Here is a 19890-nt window from a genome sequence, read left to right as displayed (position 1 = left end):
GCCGGCTCACGGCGCCCATGGCGCCTCGACGGCCCAGGTGGTGTCCTGCGTGAAGCCGGCCGGGTTGTCCCACTCATGTGCGCCGCCCGGAGTCGCGAGCCACAGCTCGGCCCGGTAGTGGCGCAGATACTGGTCGGGGAAGTTGTACGCGGACAGGCGCACGCCTCCTTGCCCCTGAACGGCACACCAGGTGGCGTCCGCCCTGAACAACGTGGAGTCGCCGCCCTCCTTGTGGATGCGGAAGTCCCGGTGACGCAGGTACTGGCCGGGGTAGTTGCGAGACTCGAAGGAGTAGCACCTGCTGTCGGCCAGGCCCGGCACGATCTTCCATGTGGCGTCGTTCTTCAGCAGGGCGGAGCTGTTCGCGTCGACGACCTCGGTGAAGCCCAGGCCGTCCTGGTGACGCGCGTACCTGGTGGTGTAGTCGGGTGTCGTGACCCGCAGGGACCTGTACTGGTCCGTGGGCAGGGTGACCGGAGGTCGTGCGCTGCGGGAGGCGTCGATCAGGGCCTGGTTGGCGGCCTTCACCCGTGCCTCGTCGACCTTGACGACCTGGCGGTCGTAGGTGAGCAGGCCGTTGGCCTCGTTCTCGACGTCGGTGATCTCCGTGTAGACGGAGGCGGACAGGCCGAGCGGCATCTGGGTCTCGCGCATCACGTCGATCAGTCCGGTGAAGCGGTTGTCGAGGTGGGCGAGGCTCGGCTGGTTCTCGTAGCTGAAGCCGCCGCCCGGGTACCACTCGTGGCCGGCCACCTTGAATCCGAGTCCGCCGAACTCGCCGAGGACCGCGGCCCGGGTGGCGGACGGTCTGGTGACGCCGGGGCCCACGTAGACGTGGTGGTCGACGACGTCGCCGTTACCGCCGTCGACGGAGCCGCAACAGTTGATGCCGCTCATGTTGTCGCCCAGGCGGGAGGGGTCGTACGCCTTGACCTTGTCGGCGATGCGGGCCTGGTCGTACTGGCCCCATCCCTCGTTCTGGTTGACCCACATCACCACCGACGGCGAGCTGCGGTGCTGGTCGATGACGCGCTCGTACTCGGCCTCCCACTGCACGCGAGCGGCGCTGTCGGGGGTGCGCAGGTCCATCGACGGCATGTCCTGCCACACCAGCAGTCCGAGTCGGTCGGCCCAGTAGAACCAGCGCTGGGGCTCGACCTTGATGTGTTTGCGGACCATGTTGAAGCCCAGGTCCTTGTGCTTCTGCAGGTCGTATCGCCGGGCCGCGTCGGTCGGGGCGGTGTAGAGGCCGTCGGGCCAGTAGCCCTGGTCGAGGGTGCCGGTCTGGAAGACGAATCTGCCGTTGAGGAGGGGCCGCGGAACGCCGTCCACCTTGCCGAGCGAGACCGAGCGCATGCCGGTGTAGCTGCCGACGGTGTCGACGACCGCGGAACCGGACAGCAACTCGGTTTTCACGTCGTACAGGAAGGGGTCCTCCGGTGACCACAGGCGGGGGCCGGGGACGGACACGGTGAGCGGGGAGCCGACCGCGCCGGTCGCGCCGCCCACCGTCGAGCCGCCCGCGGACACCGTGACCCTGGCCTGGTGGCCGCTCACGCCGGCGCCGCGCACGGTCACCCTCAGGGTGTTGTCCGACAGGTCCGGCACCATGTCGAGGCGGGTGACGCGGGCGGGTGCCGTGGGCTCCAGCCACACCGTCTGCCAGATGCCGGACGCCGCCGTGTAGAAGATGCCACCACCCGGGTGCGGGGCGACCTCCCGGATGCGCTGCTTGCCGACGGCCTGGCTGCCGGTCTCCGTCGGATCCCACACGGAGACGACGATCGTGTTGGTACCGCCGTTGAGCAGCGGCGTGATGTCGTACGTGAAGGAGTCGTAGCCACCGCTGTGGACCGCGCCGGCCGACCGGCCGTTGACCCAGACCGTGGTCCGCCAGTCACTGGCGCCGAAGTTGAGCTGGACGCGGCGGCCGTTCCAGTCCGCCGGGACGGTGAAGGTGCGCTTGTACCAGAGCTTGTCGTTCTGGGTGATCTTGCGCTGGATGCCGGAGAGCGCCGACTCCGCGGCGAACGGCACCCTGATCTGCTCCGGGAAGGATGCGGGCTGCCCGGCGTCGGCGGCTGTGACGGCGAAGTCCCAGATGCCGTTCAGGTTCTTCCAGTCGGGACGGGTGAGCTGCGGCCGCGGGTACTCCGGCAGCGGGTTGTCGACCGGGACCTGGTGGGTCCACGGCGTCGTCATCGGCGCGGGTCGGGGGCTCCACGCGGCTGTCCGGGCGGAGGCCGTCGGCGTGGCGACGAGGGCGCCGGCGCAGAACATCACGCAGGCCGTCACCCATGCCGCGAGGGCATGCCGACGTCGTCCCGCTCCGGGGGCGGGGGAAGGGCGCATCGGTACTCCTTCGTGGAGGAGGTGCAATGGCGCAGGGCGACACGCGGACAAGGAGCGCTGCCGAAGCAGGGGGACGACAGCCGTCCGGTTCTCATCCGCACGGAGGTTTTACATCGTTAGAAGAGCGCTGTGAAGGCTCCTCGTCCGACGGGGCACCGCCCTCCGGCCGGGTGATCGAACAACCCGTCCCCCTTCTGCAACAAGCGCCCCATGGACCGGCCGGAACTTTTCACTCACCGATGACAAAGCATGGACGGCCCAGGCGGAAGTCCATACTGTGTCCGTTGCGGCGCCGGGCGGCGCCTCACGCCTCACGCCCCACGTCCGCACCCCCTCCGTATCCGGGACGACGGCGCGTCCCGGCAGCGGTGGATCTCCCACTTGCCCGACCGAGTTCCTCGTGTCCGAGGGACCGTCAGGAGGTCACGTGTATCCACGGCTGTACCCCCGCCGGCTCGGCAGACGCCTGGCCGGAACACTCATCGCTTCGTTACTGGTCGTCGGCCTGTCGTCGTCCCCGGCTCCGGCGGACGACTCGGCCGTCGCGGCTCTCCCCCCTCAGGAACCGGGTGTGACGCTGCGCGTCTTCGACGTCCAGGCCCCGCTCAACGAGATCTGCACCCTCAAGGCGGGCCAGACACCGAACATCGACAAGCTGATGCCGGTCGTCGACTGGTCCTCGGCCGGCGACTTCGGCCTGGAGACCAACTTCGTCACCCACGTCATCGGCAACCTCGACGCCGCCCAGGCGGGCAGCTACACCTTCCGGCTCACCAGCGACGACGGCTCCCGTCTCTGGATCGATGACAAGCTGGTCGTCAACCACGACGGCCTGCACGGAGCAGAGCCCAAGGACGCGACGGTCGACCTGACGGCCGGCTTCCACTCACTGCGCATCGAGCACTTCGAGCGCGACGGCGGTCAGCAGCTGACCCTGGCCTGGAAGCCGCCGGGCGCCTCGGGCTTCAGCGTCGTACCGAACTCGGCGCTCAGCACCGACGCCGACGTCGTACGCGTGACCGCGCCCGGCCGCAAGGAGTGCGAGGGAGGCACGGACTCGCCGGGAGACGGTCTGCCCCTGACCGGCGTGCATCCGAACTACGCCCTCACCAACCTCCGGCCGAACGGCTTCGAGCCGCAGGTCTCCGCCATGGACTGGCTCCCGGACGGACGCCTGGCCGTGGCCACCTGGGGCGGCAGCAACAACACCGCGGGCGAGGTCTACCTCCTGAGCAACGTCACCGGCGACACCGGGCCGGACAAGGTGACGGCCAAGAAGGTGGCCTCCGGCCTGAAGGAGCCGATGGGCATCAAGCACGTCGACGGCAAGCTCTACGTCTCGCAGAAGCACGAACTGACGGAGCTGAACGACACCAACGGCGACGAGGTCACCGACCAGTACCGGCGCGTGGCGGCCTGGCCCTTCGGCGGCAACTTCCACGAGTTCGCCTTCGGCCTGCTGTACAAGGACGGGTTCTTCTACCTGAACCTGTCCGTCTCCATCAACTACGGCGGCGCCACCACGGATCCGCAGCCCGCCGAGAACCGCGGCACCACCGTCAAGGTGAACAAGAACACGGGCGAGGTCTCCTACGTCGCCGGCGGCCTGCGCACCCCGAACGGCATCGGCTGGGGCCCCGAGGGCGACATGTTCGTCACCGACAACCAGGGTGGCTGGCTGCCCTCGTCCAAGCTCGTGCACATCAAGCAGGACCGCTTCTTCAACCACTACACCAACCCGCACGGCCCCTTCGACTCCCAGCCGGTGACCAAGCCGGTCCTGTGGCTGCCGCAGAACGAGATCGCCAACTCGCCAAGTACGCCGCTGCAGTTGACGGAAGGCCCGTTCGCCGGCCAGATGCTGTTCGGTGACGTGACCTACGGCGGCATCCAGCGCGGCTTCCTGGAGAAGGTCGGCGGCGAGTACCAAGGGGCGGTCTTCCGTCTCACCCAGGGACTGGAGGCCGGGGTCACCCGGATCAGCGTCGGCCCGGACGGCGCGCTCTACGCCGGCGGTCTGGGCGCGGGCGGCAACTGGGGCCAGGAGGGCAAGCTCGCCTACGGCCTGCAGAAGCTGACCCCCAACGGCGCCAACGCCTTCGACATCCGCGCCATGCGCGCCGTACCGGGCGGCTTCGAGCTGGAGTACACCCAGCCCCTGTCGACGGACACGGCGAACGAACTGGCCAACCGGTACAAGATCAAGCAGTGGCGGTACGTGCCGACGGCCGACTACGGCGGCCCCAAGGTCGACGAGGAGACCCTCACCGCGCAGTCGGCCACGCTCTCCGCCGACCGCAAGACCGTCACCCTCGCCGTCCCGGGCCTCAAGGCCGACCGGGTGGTCCACGTCCGCTCACCCCGTCCCTTCAGCTCGGCCGGTGGCGAGACGCTGTGGAGCACCGAAGCCTGGTACACGCTCAACAAGCTGCCGGGCGCCACGTCCCGGGCCGGTGAGGTGAAGGGCGTCAACGGCAAGTGTCTCGACGTCGACAACTCCCAGACCGCCGACGGCACCGAGGTCCAGGTGTGGACCTGCAACGGGACCGGCGCCCAGCAGTGGACGCTGCCCGGCGACGGAACCGTACGCGCCCTGGGCAAGTGCCTGGACGTCTCCGGCGGCGGCAGCGCGGACGGTACGAGGATTCAGCTGTGGACGTGCAACGGTTCCGGTGCGCAGACGTGGGCGCCCCAGGCCGACGGCACGGTCCGCAACCCGCAGTCCGGCAAGTGCCTGGACGCCTCCGGGGGCCTCTGGAACGACGGCACCCCGGTCCACCTGTGGACCTGCCACACCGGCCCCAACCAGAAGTGGACCCTGCCCTGACGGTCAACCGGTCCCGCTTCGGGTGATGTCCGTGAAAGCGGGCTCCGGCGTCCTCCTGCGGAGGGCACCGGAGCCCGCCCCGGCCGTGGCCGAGGTTCCGGGCGGGGCGGGCCGGGCCGGTCAGCAGCCCCCGCAGTTGTAGTAGGTGACGTCCCAGTGGTTGCCCTCGTCGGCGTAGATGTTGCCGGATCCCGACCTCCACTGCGGGGAACCGTCGCCCCGGACGCCGATGTAGGTGAAGGTGTTCTTGATGTAGTTGCCGAGGCAGGTGTACTTGCTGTAGTCGAGCTTGTAACCGTTCCAGTGCGAGTACGTCCCGGACGCGTGGCCGGTCTCCGTGCCGCCGGTGATGTTGAGGCTGCATCCGCTGGCGCTCTTGAGTGTCTGCGCGCCTTGTGCGGACGCGAGGTTGAGCTGATCGAAGGACGTACAGGTCGGGTTGTTGCGGTCCGAGCAGCCACCTGACGAGGACCAGGTGATGCCGGAGCCGCGGAACATCGAGGTCGCCGTGGCATGGCTGATCTTGGTGGCCGCGTGCGCTTCTGTCGCGCCGCCGAGGACGCCCACCCCCGGGGCGAAGAGCGCGGTGAGCGCGAGAGCGAGGGTGGTGGAGAACGTGCGGAGCCTCATGGTGGGTCCTCTCGTCAGAAAGGCAGAAAGCTAGAACCCTGCCGTGTCCACGTCAAGTAGGGCGAGCGGCCGCAGCTCACGCTCCAACGACCGGGCTGCCAGGGCCTGCAGTGAGCAGGCCGCCGGGATCAGGCCAAGGACTGGACGGCGTACAGCACGCCGAGGGCGGCGGCGAGAGCGCCGAGGAGGAGCCGGAGGGCGGTCTCGGGCAGGTGCGGTTGGAGACGTGCGCCGAGGTAGCCGCCGATCAGCCCGCCCAGGCCGCAGGCCAGGCCCAGCCACCAGTCGGGCGCGACGGGGCCGGTGCTTGCCAGGGCCAGCAGCGCGTACGCGGCGGCGCCGACGACGGACGTGGTGAAGGTCGCGGCGAGCGTGGCCGGCGCGATGCGGGCTATGCGCATGCCGCGCGCGGCGAGGATGGGCCCGAGGAGGGAACCGCCGCCGATGCCGTAGATGCCACCGATCACACCGACCGTGAGCGCCAGTGCGGCGAGCGCGGGCGCCGACGGCTCGGCCATGTCCGGCCGCGGCCGGGCGGGGCGCAGGGTGCGCAGGCACAGCCACGCGCCGAGCGGGAGAAGGAGGACGGCGACCAGGATACGGAAGACGTCGGCACCGGGGAGGGCGAAGACGCGGATGGCAGCGCCCGAGACGACGCCGGGCAGTGTCCAGGCGACGAGGCGCCGGGCCAGTGAGCCGCGCAGAGCGCCGTCGCGACGGTAGCGCCAGAGTGCCCCGGGCCCGGCCACCGCATTGAACAGCAGGTTCGTCGGGGTGACTGCTGGGCTCGGCACGCCGAGGAAGCTGAGCTGGACCGGCAGGAGGAAGACCGCCCCGGAGACGCCTACCGGAGCGGTCACCGTCGAGATCAGCAGGCCGGCCGCGAACCCGGCCCAGATCGTCGATTCCACCACTGCTCCCGCCGCTTTGTGATCGCCCGGTCAGTATCGACGGAGCGGAGGGCGGGATCCTCGTCCGGCAACGAGATGTTCACAGGGGCGGCCGGGGTGTCAGGGCCGGGATGTCAGGGCCGGGATGTCAGGACTGTGGTGATCGGCTGCGTACGGTGGCGGTCCGCGGCGCGATGAGTGCGGCGGCCGCGGAGACGGTGGCCAGAAGGAAGAACAGCGGTCCGTAGCCGCCGACGGGCACGGCCAGGGCCGCGCCGGCGAACGACGCGAGGGCTGCCGCGATGGTTGCCGGCGCCGCGAGGAGCCCGGAGAGGCGTCCTGCGCGGGGCCGCGGGCGGGGTCCGGTCCCCTGTTCCGGTCGCGGCCCCGTGCGCGGGGGTGTCCAGGCTGGTCACGACCCGCAGCAGCCGCCTGCCGGGGTCTCTTCGGCAGCCGCGCCGACTGCGGCGGGGGCGCCGAGCTGGACGAGCCGCGGCGTGGGCGCGCAGCAGCCGCCACCGTCTGCCTCCTGGGCGTCGGGGGCGTCGGTGGCGTCGAACAGTCCGGCGCCCCCGCACACTCCGGTCTCGGGCAGGGTGAGTTCCACGCGGTCGGCCGCGTCGAGGTCGCCGGCGAGCGCGGCGGCGACGGAGCGGACCTGCTCGTATCCGGTCATGGCGAGGAACGTGGGGGCGCGGCCGTAGGACTTCATGCCGACCAGGAAGACACCGGGTTCGGGGTGGGAGAGCTCGCGGTGGCCGTGGGGGTAGACGGTGCCGCAGGAGTGCTGGTTGGGGTCGATCAGCGGGGCGAGCTCCACCGGAGCCTGGAGTCGCTCGTCGAGGCGGAGGCGGATCTCGTTCAGGAAGGACAGGTCGGGGCGGAAGCCGGTCAGCACGATCACCTCGTCGACCGCGTCCAGGCGGCGCCCGTCCTCGCCGACCAGGACCAGGCGGGCGTCACCATCACGTTCGATCGCCTCGGTGCGGAAGCCGGTGACCGCGTCCGCGTGTCCCTCCTCGACGGCCGCCTTGGCGGCGAGGCCCAGGGCGCCGCGCGCCGGTAGCTGGTCGGCATCGCCCCCGCCGAACGTGGAGCCCGAGATGCCCCGGCGCAGGATCCACACCCCCTTCGTTCCGGCGCCGTCGTCGGACTTCGCGAGGTCGGCCAGGTAGGCGAGAGCGGTGAAGGCGGAGGCTCCGGAGCCGATGACGGCGGTGCGCCTGCCCGCGTACCGGGCGCGGACGGCCGGGTCCTTCAGGTCCGGGACGCGGTAGGTGATCCGGTCCGCGGCGGCCTCCTCGCCGAGAGCGGCGAGGCCGCTGCCGCCGGCCGGGCTGGGCGTGGCCCAGGTGCCGGAGGCGTCGACGACCGCTCGGGCGAGGACGCGCTCCTCGCGTCCGTCGGCGAGGGCGACGTGCACGACGAACGGCTGCTGCTCGCGGTCGGCGTCCACGATCCGGTCCCGTCCCGCCCGGGAGACACCGGTGACGGTGGCGCCGTAGCGGACCCGGTCGCCGAGGGCGTCGGCGAGCGGCTGCAGGTACTGCTCGGCCCAGTGGCCGCCGGAGGGGTAGGCAGCCGCGTCGGGCCGGGTCCAGCCGGTGGGGGCGAGCAGCTTCTCGGCGGCCGGATCGACGACCTCGCCCCAGGTGGAGAACAGGCGCACGTGGCTCCACTCACGCACGGCCGCGCCGGCCCTGTCCCCCGCTTCGATGACCAAGGGTTCGATGCCCCGCTCGATGAGGTGGGCGGCTGCGGCCAGTCCGACAGGGCCGGCCCCGATGACGACGACGGGGAGCTGCTGGATGCTCATGATGCTCGGTCTCCTCTGGGGCGAAGGGGTCAGCGCGTGTGAGTGAAAACGGTCATCTGGGTCACGACCCGCTTGCTTCGATGTTTGCCGATGGCTTGCGTGGCCCAGCATGGCACCGACATCGACAGACATCAACATAGACGTTCATCGAATTTCTGCCGGGCTCGCATGTGCGGAGCGGCTGGGCGCGCTGGGCGTCTCGCCGGGATGGCGTTGCTCGTACACGGCCCCGTCGCCGCCGACCGAGGACGCGTCCACGACCGGTGGCGGGGTGCACTTTCAGCCGCCCAGCAATTGCGCGATCTGCCGTGTGGCCTCACGGGCCGTGCGGCCCACGCCGATGAGGGTGGCCGAGGCGGGCCCGGTCCAGTCGCCGTACCCGAGCAGGTGCAGCCGGTATTCACCGACGGCGCGGGTGCCGTCGGTGGGGATGTGCCCGCGTGGATCGCGCAGGGTCAGCGGAGCGAGGTGGGCGAGGGCCGGGCGGAAACCGGTGCACCAGATGACCGCGTCCGCGTGGCTCTGGCTTCCGTCGGCCCACTGGACACCATGGGCGGTGAGCCGGGAGAACATCGGCTTGGCGTTCAGGAGCCCGGCGTCGCGGGCGGCACGGACGGGCGGGACGGCGACGACGTCGCCGAGTGCGGCGACCCCGCCGGTGTCATCGCGACCCGCATCGAGGGCGCTGCGGCGGGCGGTGGCTACGTCGAACAGGGCGCGGCCGTCGATGTCGTCGGGGAGGAAGCGCGGTGGGCGCCGGGTCACCCACGTGACGTCGACGTGGCCGTCCAGGGTGAGGTCGGCGGCGATCTGGGCGCCGGAGTTCCCGCCGCCGACCACGATGACGCGCTGTCCGGCGAAGTCGGCCGGGGAGCGGTAGGTCACCGTGTGCGTCTGCCGGCCGGTGAAGACGCCGCGGCCGGGGGCGGCGGGGACGAACGGCCGCGACCAGGTGCCGGTGGCGCTGATGACGGCGCGGGCCCGCCAGGTGCCGGAGTCGGTTGTCACCCGGAGCCGGTCTGCGTCGCGGTGTACGGCGTCCACACGGGTGCCGTGCTGGATGGGCAGGTCGTAGCGCTTCTCGTAGTCGGTGAGGTAGTCCACCACGTGACCGGCGGCGGGGTAGACCTCACCTGGTTGGGCGGGCATGAGCCGGCCGGGCAGCGAGGAGTGATCGGCCGGGGAGAACAGGCGCAGCGAGTCCCACATGTGCTGCCAGGCCCCGCCCGGCGCCGGTTCGGCGTCGAGGACGGTGAAGTCGATGCCCTGGCGGCGCAGGTGGTAGCCGGCGGCGAGCCCGGCCTGGCCGCCGCCGGCCACGACCACGTCCACGTGCTGTGTCACGGGGCCGTCGTCACCGCCTCGGCGGCGAACTTCCGGCGCCAGGCGAGCGCGACGTGGACCAGGCCGATCAGCACCGGCACTTCGATGAGCGGTCCGACGACGCCGGACAGGGCCTGGCCCGAGGTGACTCCGAAGGTGGCGATGGCGACCGCGATGGCCAGTTCGAAGTTGTTGCCCGCCGCCGTGAAGGCGAGGGTCGTAGTGCGGTCGTAGGCCAGGCCGAGGCCCTTGCCGAGGAGGAAGGTGCCGAAGAACATGACCGCGAAGTACACCAGCAGCGGCAGCGCGATCCGGGCGACGTCCAGCGGCTGTGAAGTGATGGTCCTGCCCTGCAGGGCGAAGAGGATGACGATCGTGAACAGCAGCCCGTACAGCGCCCATGGGCCGATCTTCGGCAGGAACCGTGCCTCGTAGCCGGTCCGGCCCATCTTCTGCTCGCCGATGCGGCGGGTGAGGAAGCCGGCCAGGAGCGGGATGCCGAGGAAGACGACGACGTTCAAGGCGATGTGCCAGACGGACACGTCCAGACCCTGACCGTCGCCGAGGTTCATCCAGCGGGGCAGCAGGTCGAGGTAGAACCAGCCCAGCAGACCGAACGCCAGGACCTGGAACACCGAGTTCAGCGCGACGAGCACGGCCGCGGCCTCGCGGTCGCCGCAGGCCAGGTCGTTCCAGATGATCACCATGGCGATGCAGCGGGCCAGGCCCACGACGATCAGTCCGGTGCGGTACTCGGGCAGGTCCGGCAGGAAGATCCACGCCAGGGCGAACATCACCGCCGGGCCGACGATCCAGTTGATGACCAGCGAGGAGACGAGCAGCCTGCGGTCGCTGGTCACGCGATCGAGCCGGTCGTAGCGGACCTTGGCCAACACCGGGTACATCATGACGAGCAGGCCGAGCGCGATCGGCAGGGAGATGCCACCGATCTCGATCTTCGCGAGCGAGTCGTTCATCCCCGGGACGAGGCGGCCCAAGGCGAGACCGACGGCCATGGCCAGCACGATCCACACCGCGAGATAGCGGTCGAGGGTCGAGAGCTTCTTGACGATCGAGTTGTCCCCGTCGCCGGCCGGCGAGGCGCCTTGGACGGTGGTCGGCTCGGTCGGGGTCACGGGCAGGCCCTCTTGTTCTCGGAAGCGGTACGGGCGGAGTCGGCCAGCGCGGCGAACTGCTCGGAGAGCCCGGCCAGGACCTCCGGCTTGAGCTTGTAGTAGGTGAAGCGGCCACACGGTTCGGTCTCCACCAACCCGGCTTCGCGCAGCACCTTCAGATGGTTGGACAGGTTGGTCTGCTTGGCTCCGGTCTCCTCGACCAGGTGTGTCGTGCAGAGCGTCTCGCGCGCCAGCAGAGTCACGATCCTCAGGCGCAGCGGATCGCCCAGCACCCGGATCACATCAGGATCGACTGAAGTCAGCATGCGCTGATACTCTCACATCATCTTCCGCTGATACCAGCGGGGACCGAGGTGGTTGGCGGCCGGGTTCCGCCATGCGACGAGAGAGAACGATCCCCATGGCCGACAAGCCCTCCGTCCTGTTCGTCTGCGTCCACAACGCCGGCCGCTCCCAGATGGCAGCCGCCTGGCTGACCCACCTGGCCGGCGACCGCGTCGAGGTCCGCTCCGCCGGTTCCAACCCCGGCGAGCATGTCAACCCGGCCGCGGTCGAGGCCATGGCCGAAGTGGGCATCGACATCTCCCAGGAGACGCCGAAGGTTCTCACCGTCGACGCGGTTCGCGAGTCGGACGTCTGCATCACGATGGGCTGTGGGGATACGTGCCCCGTCTTCCCGGGCAAGCGTTACCTGGACTGGAAGCTGGAGGACCCGGCCGGCCAGGGCGCCGAGGCCGTCCGGCCCATCCGCGACGAGATCAAGACCCTGGTCGAGGGTCTCATCGCCGAGATCGCCCCCGCGAAGCCGGAGGCCACGGCATGAGAGAGGGTCTTCGTCGGCGGAGCGCTGACCACCAGCACGGAGGCCGTTCGGCGCCGAGATGATCGATGACGCGCCTGAGTATGCGACGGCGCCCGGGCCCGTACGGCCGGGATGTCCGTCAGGCTCCGCTCAGTCGCGGGCGGTGAGGAATCCGGACAGTGCGGCGAGGACCGCGGGCGCGACTCGGTAATAGACCCAGGTGCCGCGCCGCTCGGAGAGCAGGAGGCCGGCTTCACGGAGCTTCTTCAGATGGTGGCTGACGGTGGGCTGGGAGACGCCGACATCGGCGATGTCACACACACAGGCTTCCCGGTCAGGATGGGAGGCGACCTTGGAGAACAGGCGCAGCCTCACCGGATCCCCCAGCGCCTTGAACATGGCGGCGGTGGCCTCGGCTTCCTCATCGGTCAGCTCGCGGTCCGTGAGCGAGGGGCAGCACGGAGGGGCGGTGGCGGCGGATGCGCTGGCGGGCAACTGCCCTAGCTTCGACATGCATCTATATTGACACCGGTTCCACCTCCCGCCAAGACCGGTTGATTAGATGTCCATCTAATCAATGATTGGGGGAAGCATGGCAGAGGCGCACACAGCCGGTATGGAGCCGCCTGCGAGGACGGCCGTCGTCACAGGCCGAGGCTAGGCACGGCGCAGGCGTCGGCGACAGCCCGGGTCTCCCAGTAGAACGGACGGACCTCGGAGATCCGCCCGTCCCTGATCGTGAACGCTTGCAGAACGGGGAAGCTGAGTTCACGGCCGGTCGCGCGGGCGCGAGCACGGACCTGCGTGAGCACGACCGCAGTGTCACCGGTGGCCAGAAACTCCTGCTCCACCATCTCGAACGACTCCCACACCTCTCCCATCATGAGGAAGAACCGCGTCAGGCCGTTGTGCCCACGCCACGTGCCTCCATATGGCAGGGCATCTGCCTGATGCAGCACGACATCCGGCGCGAAGAAGGGGGCGAGGAGGTCGAACGAAGCCTCGCCAGGGCCTCCCGCCGCCAGGTACTCCGCCTCAGCCGCATACATGCCGGAGAGAACTGTTGCCGACTCCGTAGTGGATGACATCGTCATGTCGCCAGCATGAGGACCACACCGCAATTCTGCTGGCGGCAATCAGACATCGTTGGGCAACCGGCCCAGTTTGGGTCGGCTTGGCGCCAACGAGAGGGCAACAGCATGGCTGAGCACGGGCACGTCTACGTCGGCATGGTCGGGACCTCCGTGTCGGCCACTGGGCCGCAGCCTTCTGCGAGCGCGTCCGCCGTGAGGTCGGTGCCCGCACCTTCGGTCACCGTGACCCGCTCCGCGAGCGGGAAGCTGCGCCTCGTGCGGCACACCCGGCGTCTCCACGACCGAGCGCATCCGACGGGAGGGCACTCTGAGGCATTCAGCGAGTGCACCGCCCGTGTGGGTGCACTCGCTGTACCGGCGACGGCCTCCCTGCCGACGAGCGGTGGCCGTCAGGCGCGGGTGATGCTCAGCGGCCGGGATCGTTGACGCCGGTGACCAGTTCTCCCACCAAGCCCAGCACCCACTGCCCGAACGGGGTCGGGGCGACCAGGACGCCGAAGACCAGGACGATGGCCACGGTAAGCTTCTCGTCGTTGCGGCTGCGCGCCTCGGTCCGTCGGCGCAGGCGCAGGACGATGATGACCGCCAGCAGCACAGCAACATTGATCGTCAGCACGCGATCCCCCCCCACCGTTCGACAAGACGTCCCCTGGTGAGGTTGTAACCAGCGCGCACCGCCGAGGCGGCCGTGTAGTACAAGGATGGCCGCATACATCCGCCGGATCGGCCGGATCAGCCGCCTTGCCGCCACGGGCTCAAGCCGCTCACGACGCACAGTCCAGGCCCGCTCACAACGTCAAACGCGAGGGCACCGCCCTGTGCGGACCCTGCCGTTCCGACCGAACGTCACCGGACCGACGTCGGCCGGGCCGGACGTCATCGACGAGGTGGGTCGGTGTTGTTCGGGTCTGTCGGATGCGGGGCGAAGGGGCCGTCCAGGGCCGCCCATTGCAGGAGCATGACGGTCTTGCCGTCGGCGATGCGTCCGTCGCGGGTCATGGCCAGGGCTTCGGTGAAGGGCAGTTCGAGGACCTCGATGTCCTCGCCTTCCTCCGCCACCCCGCCGCCGGTTCCCGCGCGGTCGGCGGGGGTGTAGGGGGCGGCGAAGAAGTGGAGGCGTTCGGTGACGGAGCCGGGGCTCATGTAGGCGTCGAGGACGTGAGTGAGCGGGCCGAGGGTGACGCCGAGTTCTTCGGCCGCCTCGCGGCGGATCGCGGTGTGGGGGTCGTCCGCGTCGAGCAGTCCGGCCGCGGCCTCGACGAGCATCCCGTCGGGGTGGTCGTTGACGTAGGCCGGGTAGCGGAACTGGCGGGTGAGCAGGACACATCCGCGGCCGGTGTCGTAGGGCAGGACGACGGCGCCGTTGCCGCGGTCGTACGTCTCGCGTACCTGCGTTTCCCAGCGTCCGTCGCGGCGGCGGTAGTCGAAGGTGGTGCGGCGCAGGACGTGCCAGCCCCGGGAGGTCAGCTCGACGTCGCGGACCCGGACGGCGGGGTTGCGGTCGAGATCGCGCCCGGCCCGGTCGAGCCCTGTCCGGCCGCGGTGGTCCGGGATGTCCACACCGGGGCGGGGCGTCACGCCGCCCCCTGCCGGCCGAGGACCGGGATCTCCGCGATGTCGTGGTAGACGGGCAGGCCCCGGCGGCGTGCGATGGCGACGTCCTGGTCGGCTCCGGTGGAGTCGCCGGGCAGTCGCAGTACGGCGTCGCAGCGGGCCAGCAGGCGCTCCGCGGTGGGGTAGAGCACCTGATCGGCGAGGGAGTCGGTGGGGCCCGCGCCGGCCGAGTGCAGGACGGGCAGGGCGATCCACTCACCGATGACGGGAAGGTGGCCGGCGGCGAAGACGGGCCACGCGGCCTCTTCGAGGCGGGCGAGATTGGCGGCCATGGCCTGCGGGTCGCCGTCGGTGCCGGAGCGATAGGGCCCGGCGATGAGGATGAGCATGGGCTTGTCGGTCATGGGCGTTACGATACATGCAAAAACGTGCAACAACAGGAAGGAATGCGAATGCTGGCTGCTGAACGGCGTGACCACCTGCTGGAGCTGCTCGCCCGGCGGGGCAAGATCGTCGCCAAGGAGGTCGCCGCCGAACTGCGGATCTCCGAGGACTCCGTCCGGCGCGACCTGCGCGACCTGGCGAATGAAGGGCTGTGCCAGCGGGTCTACGGCGGGGCACTTCCCGTCTCGCCGGCCGTGGTGGACTACGGCGCCCGGCAGAGCGTGGCCCCGGACGGCAAACGGAAGGTCGCCTCGGTGGCCGCCGGGCTGGTGCGGCCCGGCGGCGTGGTGATCCTCGACGGAGGTACCACCGCCCTGGCCGTCGCCCACGCGCTGCCAAAGGATCTGGCCTGCACCGTCATCACGCACAGCCCGCCGATCGCCGTCGCCCTGCTCGAGCACCCTCAGGCCGAGGTCTTCATGCTGGGAGGCCGCCTCTTCAAGCATTCGGCGGTCGCCTGCGGCGCCGCCGCGGTCGAAGCCGCGCAGAACGTCTCCGCCGACCTCTTCCTCCTCGGCGTCACCGGCGTGCACCCCGAGGCGGGACTCACCACCGGCGACGCCGAGGACGCGGCGATGAAGCGCGCCCTCGCGGCACGGGCGGCGGACACCTACGTCCTCGCCTCCTCCGAGAAGATCGGCACCGCTTCCCGGTTCCGTGTCCTGCCCTGGGAGGAGATCAGCGGACTCATCACGGACGAGGACCCGCACGACCCGGTGATCGAGCAGCTCACGCAGAGCGGGGTCGACGTGCTGCCGGCCGACTGACGGCGGGGATCCGGCCGCGGAGCGGCCGGTCGACCGGCCACCGGACGCCGCTCTGCCAGCGGCAGAACACCGGTCTGACTGGGCTCGACGATCACTACAGTCCAGCCTCATGACGACGATTACGACGATTACGGCGCGTACGGTCGAGTACCCGGCCGACGGTTTGACGATGATCGGGCACCTCGCGCTCCCAACCGGTGTCGACCGCCGGCCCGCGGTGCTGCTCGGACCGGAGGGCGTGGGGCTCAGCGACGTCGAGCGCCGCAGGGCCGATGCTCTGGCCGAGCTGGGATACGTAGCGCTGGCCTTCGACCTTCACGGCGGGCGCTACTTGGGTGACCCCGAGGAGATGCTGGCCCGTTGCATGCCGTTGCTCGCTGATCCCGACCGGATGCGGGGTATCGGCCGTGCGGCGCTCGACGTGTTGCGCACCGAACCGCGGACCGACCCCGACCGGATCGCGGCCGTCGGCTACGGCACCGGGGGCGCCGTGGCACTGGAGCTCGGGCGCGGCGGCGTCGACCTGCGCGCGATCGGGACAGTCAACGCAACTGTCACGGGACGACCGGGCGAGGCAGCGCGCATTCGCTGCCCGGTGTGGGCCGGGGTCGGGTCGGAGGACCCGATCATGTCGCCCGCGCAACGAAACGCGTTCACCGCTGAGATGCAGGCCGCGGGCGTCGACTGGCGCCTCACGGTCTACGGCGGTGCCTTGCACGCCTTCCACCACCCGCCGGTCGACCACCCCACGGTCCCCGGCGTCGGCTATCACCCACAGCACGCGCGGCGGGCCTGGCGCGACGTAGTCAACCTGCTCGCCGAGTGCCTGCCCGTGACGGAGAGTCCGGGGGCATGAGCCCGCCACCCGCGCACCGGCGATCTACCGTCCGCACACGTCCCGCACTCCGGGGGACCTGACCGAGACGTTCACCGATGCGTGCCCGAGCCGGTCGCCACCGGTGAGCGGCAGGTCACCGCCGTACTCGCTTCGCCACGAGACTGACCCGGGCGGTCTCGTCGGGCCCCGAGCCGCCCGGCGGCGTCGGCCTACAGCACGGTCTGTCAAGGAAGGGCTCCGCCGGTGTTGGCGACAATGAGGGGCAGGCGGGCGGCGATCCCGCGCCGCCCACCGAGTATGAACAGATGTACTCATCGGGTCGGCGACTGAGAAGACGAGGCGGACAACGGCGATGACAGGCAGCACTCGAGGCCCCAACGACCCCCGGCGCCGCGAACGTATCCTCGACGCCGCGCTCGACGTCATCGCGGAGCACGGTGCCATCAAGGTGACCTTCCGCAAGATCGCGGAGGCGGCAGGCGTGCCGCTCGGATCACTCACCTACTACTTCGACGACATGCAGCACCTGTTGACCGCCGCTTTCACCCGGCTCGCGGAGACCGTCTCCACACGCTACGGCGCCCTTCTGGAGGCCGCGCGGACCCGCCAGGAGGCCGAGGAGGCGGTCGTCGAGATCATCTGCGGCAAGGTCTGGGGAACCGACCGCAACCTCCTGCTCAGCTACGAGCTCTACGCCTTCGCCACCCGCAATCCCGAGGTGCGCGCCGTCATGCGCTCCTGGATGCAGGCCAGCCGGGACTCCCTGGCCGGGCACTTCGACCCGCTCACCGCACGGGCCCTGGACGCGCTGGTCGAAGGGTTCTCCATCCACAACTCCGTCGATCTGCGGCCCACCGACCGCGAGGAGGTCGCCGCCGTCGTCCGTGCCGTCGTCGACAGGCACCACTGAGCAGGATCGACCGGACTGCTGTCAGGTGCCGGAGGCGGACATCCGTCTGAGTACGTCGCCGAGGGTCGCCACTCCTTCGCTGATGTCGGTCGGCGGGCTCGCGGCGTAGCCGAGGACCAGTCCCGGTTGACGGGGACGCTGGCAGTGCCACGACAAGGGGTGCACCTTCACATCGCGCGCGAGTGCCGCGGCTGCGACGTCCGTGTCGGCGAACCCGGCCTCGAAGGTGATGGTCAGGTGCAGGCCCGCTGCGGCACCATGAACGGTCGCGCCTGGCAGGTGCGCGGCGATGGCCTTGACCATGGTGTCCCGGCGGCGGCGGTGGTGCCTGCGCAGGTGGCGCAACTGGCGTTCCAGCGCGCCGGATTCCATGAACCGGGCAAGGACGAGTTGCGGCAGGGCGGCGTTGCCGAGGTCGGCGAACCGCTTGGCATCCAGGAGTGCGTCGCGGTACTTCGGTGGGGCGAGGACCCACCCGATGCGCAGGGCCGGGGCGAGGAGCTTTGACACGCTCCCGGCGTAGAAGACGTTGTTCGCGAGCACGGACCGCAGGGCCGGCACGGGCGTCCGGTCGTAGCGGTGCTCGGCGTCGTAGTCGTCCTCGATGATCAGTCCGCCGCTTTCGCTCGCCCAGTGCGTCAGTTCGCTGCGACGGCTGCCGCGCAGGACGACACCGGTGGGGAACTGGTGGGCGGGTGTCAGGAAGATGGCCGCCGCGCCCGTGGCGCGCAGTTCATCCACCCGCACCCCTTCCGAGTCGACCGCGACGGGCGGGGTGTCCAACCGGCAGTTGCGCAAGTGCTGACGGGCCCCCAGGGAGCCGGGGTCCTCGATGGCCACCGCGGAGATGCCGTCATCGCGCAGCACCTGCCCTACGAGGGTGAGCGTCTGGGCGGTGCCGGCGACGACGAGGACTTCGCCGGGGTCCGCCCGGATACCGCGATTACGGGCGATCCAGTTCGCGACGGCCACGCGGAGTGCCAACGTACCGCGTGGATCTCCGTACCCGAGGTCGGATGCCGCGAGGCGATCCAGGACGCGGCGTTCTTCGCGCAGCCACGCCGCTCGTGGGAACGCGGCGACATCGGGAAGTCCTGGGGAGAAGTCGATCCGGGCCCGAGCCGTGCGTATCAAGTCGAAGACGTCTGCTTCGGGCGCGGCGGTGAACACCGAGCGAGGTGAGGGCGGGCCGACGAGCGTAGGAGGAGGCTTGGCTGCTGCCGTCGCCGCGGGTGCGCCGACGACGATCGTTCCGTTGCGCCCTCGTCCGTCAAGATATCCGTCCTCGGCCAGGCGCTGGTAGGCCTCCGTGACCACGCCACGTGATACACCCAGTTCACCGGCCAGGACCCGCGTGGCCGGCAACCTGCTTCCCATCGGCAGGCGCCTGTCCGCCAGCGCGAGCCGGATCTGCTGGGCCAGCCACTCGGACTTCCCGCCGCTCGGCGCCTCCTCGATGGCCAGATGAAGGAAGTCGGCCCCAGACACTATGGACCGGCGAGGAGTGCCCTCATTGGATCTGTTCACCGGTCCATAGTCGCAGCAGGGTGAGCCCATGAACACAACCACGACGCCTTCCGCCCCTGTCCCGGCGGCCGACTACGTACACGGATACTCACGGCGTGAGGGCCGTCGGCTGGGCGACCAGGCGGACACACTGGCGCAGCTGCTGCACGCCGGAACCGCCTACCCCGCCGGCAGCCGAGTGCTGGAGGTCGGCTGCGGGGTCGGCGCTCAGACAGTCCATCTGCTCCGCTCCAGCCCCGGGGCGCACATCGTCGCGGTCGACCAGTCCGCGAAGTCGCTCACGCAGGCCCGTGCCCACGTCGCCGGCGTCGCGCCCGAGGCGCAGGCGCAAGTGGAGTGGCACCACGCAGACGTGTTCGACCTTCCCTTCGCCGACGCGGAGTTCGACCACGCTTTCGTGTGCTTCGTCCTGGAACACCTGACGGACCCCCGGCGGGCGCTGGCCCAGCTACGGCGCGTGCTGCGGCCCGGGGGCACCATCACCCTGATCGAGGGGGACCACGGATCGGTGGTCTTCCACCCTGCCAGCGTCCATGCCCAGGCAGTGATCGACTGTCAGGTCCGACTCCAGGCGGCGGCCGGAGGCGACGCGCTGCTCGGTCGGCAACTGCAGCCATTGCTGGCCGGCGCCGGATACGACAGCGTTGAAGTCCGTCCACGCACGGTCTATGCCGACCAGACCCGGCCGGGGTGGGTCGAGGGATTCACCCGCAACACCTTCATCGCGATGGTCGAATCCGTACGGGACACCGCGCTGGCCGCCGCCCTGATCACTCCGGCCGACTGGGACCAGGGGATCACAGACCTGTACCGGACCGCCCACGACGGGACGTTCCACTACACGTTCTTCAAAGCCGTCGCCGTGAACCCGCCCGGGGGTCCTGCACGGTCTCCTCGGCTCTCGTGAGCAGTCCTCTTACCACGTCCGCCGCTTTCCCCGGGGCCCCGGGGAAAGCGGCGGGGCCCCACCCCGGCCGATC

The 19890-nt window shown here is 70.3% G+C and carries 19 protein-coding genes; 6 read left to right on the top strand and 13 right to left on the bottom strand.

The features are described 5' to 3' along the window. Positions 1 to 6 precede the first annotated feature (6 nt). On the bottom strand, positions 7 to 2352 hold the full coding sequence (locus ACFIF2_RS25670; RefSeq protein WP_395575596.1) for an AbfB domain-containing protein: 2346 nt from the start codon (positions 2350 to 2352) through the stop codon (positions 7 to 9). 493 nt (positions 2353 to 2845) lie between these two features. Here ACFIF2_RS25670 and ACFIF2_RS25665 point away from each other — a divergent pair, with 493 nt between their 5' ends. After that, positions 2846 to 5179, top strand: a complete 2334-nt coding sequence (locus tag ACFIF2_RS25665) for a ricin-type beta-trefoil lectin domain protein (protein ID WP_395575722.1) — start codon at positions 2846 to 2848, stop codon at positions 5177 to 5179. A 120-nt stretch (positions 5180 to 5299) separates the two neighbouring features. Here the strand turns inward: ACFIF2_RS25665 and ACFIF2_RS25660 are convergent, their stop codons facing one another. From ACFIF2_RS25660 to ACFIF2_RS25635, 6 genes are all read right to left on the bottom strand, one after another. Then, positions 5300 to 5809: a hypothetical protein gene (locus ACFIF2_RS25660; RefSeq protein ID WP_395575595.1), complete on the bottom strand. Its 510-nt coding sequence runs from the start codon at positions 5807 to 5809 to the stop codon at positions 5300 to 5302. Between the two features lie 128 nt (positions 5810 to 5937). Further along, a complete protein-coding gene (locus ACFIF2_RS25655; RefSeq protein ID WP_395575594.1) occupies positions 5938 to 6720 on the bottom strand; it encodes a sulfite exporter TauE/SafE family protein in 783 nt (260 codons plus the stop codon). A 391-nt stretch (positions 6721 to 7111) separates the two neighbouring features. Further along, positions 7112 to 8515 carry an NAD(P)-binding domain-containing protein gene (locus tag ACFIF2_RS25650; RefSeq protein WP_395575593.1) on the bottom strand — a complete coding sequence of 468 codons (1404 nt, stop codon included), beginning with the start codon at positions 8513 to 8515 and terminating at the stop codon, positions 7112 to 7114. A gap of 279 nt (positions 8516 to 8794) precedes the next feature. Further along, positions 8795 to 9859, bottom strand: a complete 1065-nt coding sequence (locus tag ACFIF2_RS25645) for an ArsO family NAD(P)H-dependent flavin-containing monooxygenase (protein WP_395575592.1) — start codon at positions 9857 to 9859, stop codon at positions 8795 to 8797. After that, positions 9856 to 10974, bottom strand: coding sequence for an ACR3 family arsenite efflux transporter (gene arsB, locus ACFIF2_RS25640; RefSeq protein WP_395575591.1), 1119 nt, complete (start codon positions 10972 to 10974; stop codon positions 9856 to 9858). Before arsB ends, ACFIF2_RS25645 begins: the two co-directional genes overlap by 4 nt. Continuing rightward, positions 10971 to 11279 (bottom strand): ArsR/SmtB family transcription factor, encoded by a 309-nt coding sequence (locus ACFIF2_RS25635; RefSeq protein ID WP_395575590.1) that lies wholly within the window; start codon positions 11277 to 11279, stop codon positions 10971 to 10973. Before ACFIF2_RS25635 ends, arsB begins: the two co-directional genes overlap by 4 nt. Positions 11280 to 11374: 95 nt before the next feature. Between ACFIF2_RS25635 and ACFIF2_RS25630 the strand changes: the two genes are divergently transcribed. After that, positions 11375 to 11797 carry an arsenate reductase ArsC gene (locus ACFIF2_RS25630; RefSeq protein WP_395575589.1) on the top strand — a complete coding sequence of 141 codons (423 nt, stop codon included), beginning with the start codon at positions 11375 to 11377 and terminating at the stop codon, positions 11795 to 11797. Between the two features lie 129 nt (positions 11798 to 11926). Here the strand turns inward: ACFIF2_RS25630 and ACFIF2_RS25625 are convergent, their stop codons facing one another. The 5 genes from ACFIF2_RS25625 to ACFIF2_RS25605 all read right to left on the bottom strand — a co-directional run bounded on the left by ACFIF2_RS25625 (position 11927) and on the right by ACFIF2_RS25605 (position 14828). After that, complete coding sequence (locus ACFIF2_RS25625; RefSeq protein ID WP_395575588.1) at positions 11927 to 12289, bottom strand: ArsR/SmtB family transcription factor; 363 nt, start codon at positions 12287 to 12289, stop codon at positions 11927 to 11929. 131 nt (positions 12290 to 12420) lie between these two features. Then, on the bottom strand, positions 12421 to 12870 hold the full coding sequence (locus ACFIF2_RS25620) for a nuclear transport factor 2 family protein (RefSeq protein ID WP_395575587.1): 450 nt from the start codon (positions 12868 to 12870) through the stop codon (positions 12421 to 12423). A gap of 406 nt (positions 12871 to 13276) precedes the next feature. Continuing rightward, the gene (locus ACFIF2_RS25615; RefSeq protein WP_395575586.1) at positions 13277 to 13486 is read right to left on the bottom strand and encodes a hypothetical protein; all 210 of its coding nucleotides are present in this window, start codon (positions 13484 to 13486) and stop codon (positions 13277 to 13279) included. Between the two features lie 260 nt (positions 13487 to 13746). Continuing rightward, entirely contained in the window at positions 13747 to 14448 is a 702-nt protein-coding gene (locus ACFIF2_RS25610; protein WP_395575585.1) for an NUDIX domain-containing protein, read from the bottom strand. After that, positions 14445 to 14828, bottom strand: coding sequence for a DUF4406 domain-containing protein (locus tag ACFIF2_RS25605; protein ID WP_395575584.1), 384 nt, complete (start codon positions 14826 to 14828; stop codon positions 14445 to 14447). The genes ACFIF2_RS25610 and ACFIF2_RS25605 overlap by 4 nt, the downstream gene beginning before the upstream one ends. A 48-nt stretch (positions 14829 to 14876) precedes the next feature. On the opposite strand from ACFIF2_RS25605, the gene ACFIF2_RS25600 reads away from it, so the two are divergent. From ACFIF2_RS25600 to ACFIF2_RS25590, 3 genes are all read left to right on the top strand, one after another. Then, the gene (locus ACFIF2_RS25600) at positions 14877 to 15635 is read left to right on the top strand and encodes a DeoR/GlpR family DNA-binding transcription regulator (RefSeq protein WP_395575583.1); all 759 of its coding nucleotides are present in this window, start codon (positions 14877 to 14879) and stop codon (positions 15633 to 15635) included. Positions 15636 to 15753: 118 nt separating this feature from the next. Beyond that, complete coding sequence (locus ACFIF2_RS25595; protein WP_395575721.1) at positions 15754 to 16491, top strand: dienelactone hydrolase family protein; 738 nt, start codon at positions 15754 to 15756, stop codon at positions 16489 to 16491. A gap of 334 nt (positions 16492 to 16825) precedes the next feature. Then, the gene (locus ACFIF2_RS25590; protein ID WP_395575582.1) at positions 16826 to 17383 is read left to right on the top strand and encodes a TetR/AcrR family transcriptional regulator; all 558 of its coding nucleotides are present in this window, start codon (positions 16826 to 16828) and stop codon (positions 17381 to 17383) included. Positions 17384 to 17404: 21 nt separating this feature from the next. Here the strand turns inward: ACFIF2_RS25590 and ACFIF2_RS25585 are convergent, their stop codons facing one another. After that, the gene (locus tag ACFIF2_RS25585; RefSeq protein WP_395575581.1) at positions 17405 to 18910 is read right to left on the bottom strand and encodes a PLP-dependent aminotransferase family protein; all 1506 of its coding nucleotides are present in this window, start codon (positions 18908 to 18910) and stop codon (positions 17405 to 17407) included. 28 nt (positions 18911 to 18938) lie between these two features. Between ACFIF2_RS25585 and ACFIF2_RS25580 the strand changes: the two genes are divergently transcribed. Then, on the top strand, positions 18939 to 19817 hold the full coding sequence (locus ACFIF2_RS25580) for a methyltransferase domain-containing protein (protein ID WP_395575580.1): 879 nt from the start codon (positions 18939 to 18941) through the stop codon (positions 19815 to 19817). The last annotated feature ends 73 nt before the right edge of the window (positions 19818 to 19890 follow it).

The sequence above is a fragment of the Streptomyces sp. BK79 genome, assembly GCF_044142145.1.
In the GTDB taxonomy this organism is placed as follows: Bacteria; Actinomycetota; Actinomycetes; order Streptomycetales; family Streptomycetaceae; genus Streptomyces.
Note: the sequence above shows the minus strand (reverse complement) of the source record. Positions and strands in the feature narration are given on the sequence as shown.

Bases quoted from the DNA above. Each gene is read 5' to 3' on its own strand.
- ACFIF2_RS25670 (WP_395575596.1), bottom strand. From the start codon at position 2,352: ATGCGCCCTTCCCCCGCCCCCGGAGCGGGACGACGTCGGCATGCCCTC.
- ACFIF2_RS25660 (WP_395575595.1), bottom strand. From the start codon at position 5,809: ATGAGGCTCCGCACGTTCTCCACCACCCTCGCTCTCGCGCTCACCGCG.
- ACFIF2_RS25650 (WP_395575593.1), bottom strand. From the start codon at position 8,515: ATGAGCATCCAGCAGCTCCCCGTCGTCGTCATCGGGGCCGGCCCTGTC.
- ACFIF2_RS25635 (WP_395575590.1), bottom strand. From the start codon at position 11,279: ATGCTGACTTCAGTCGATCCTGATGTGATCCGGGTGCTGGGCGATCCG.
- ACFIF2_RS25630 (WP_395575589.1), top strand. From the start codon at position 11,375: ATGGCCGACAAGCCCTCCGTCCTGTTCGTCTGCGTCCACAACGCCGGC.
- ACFIF2_RS25625 (WP_395575588.1), bottom strand. From the start codon at position 12,289: ATGTCGAAGCTAGGGCAGTTGCCCGCCAGCGCATCCGCCGCCACCGCC.
- ACFIF2_RS25620 (WP_395575587.1), bottom strand. From the start codon at position 12,870: ATGACGATGTCATCCACTACGGAGTCGGCAACAGTTCTCTCCGGCATG.
- ACFIF2_RS25605 (WP_395575584.1), bottom strand. From the start codon at position 14,828: ATGACCGACAAGCCCATGCTCATCCTCATCGCCGGGCCCTATCGCTCC.
- ACFIF2_RS25600 (WP_395575583.1), top strand. From the start codon at position 14,877: ATGCTGGCTGCTGAACGGCGTGACCACCTGCTGGAGCTGCTCGCCCGG.
- ACFIF2_RS25590 (WP_395575582.1), top strand. From the start codon at position 16,826: ATGACAGGCAGCACTCGAGGCCCCAACGACCCCCGGCGCCGCGAACGT.
- ACFIF2_RS25580 (WP_395575580.1), top strand. From the start codon at position 18,939: ATGAACACAACCACGACGCCTTCCGCCCCTGTCCCGGCGGCCGACTAC.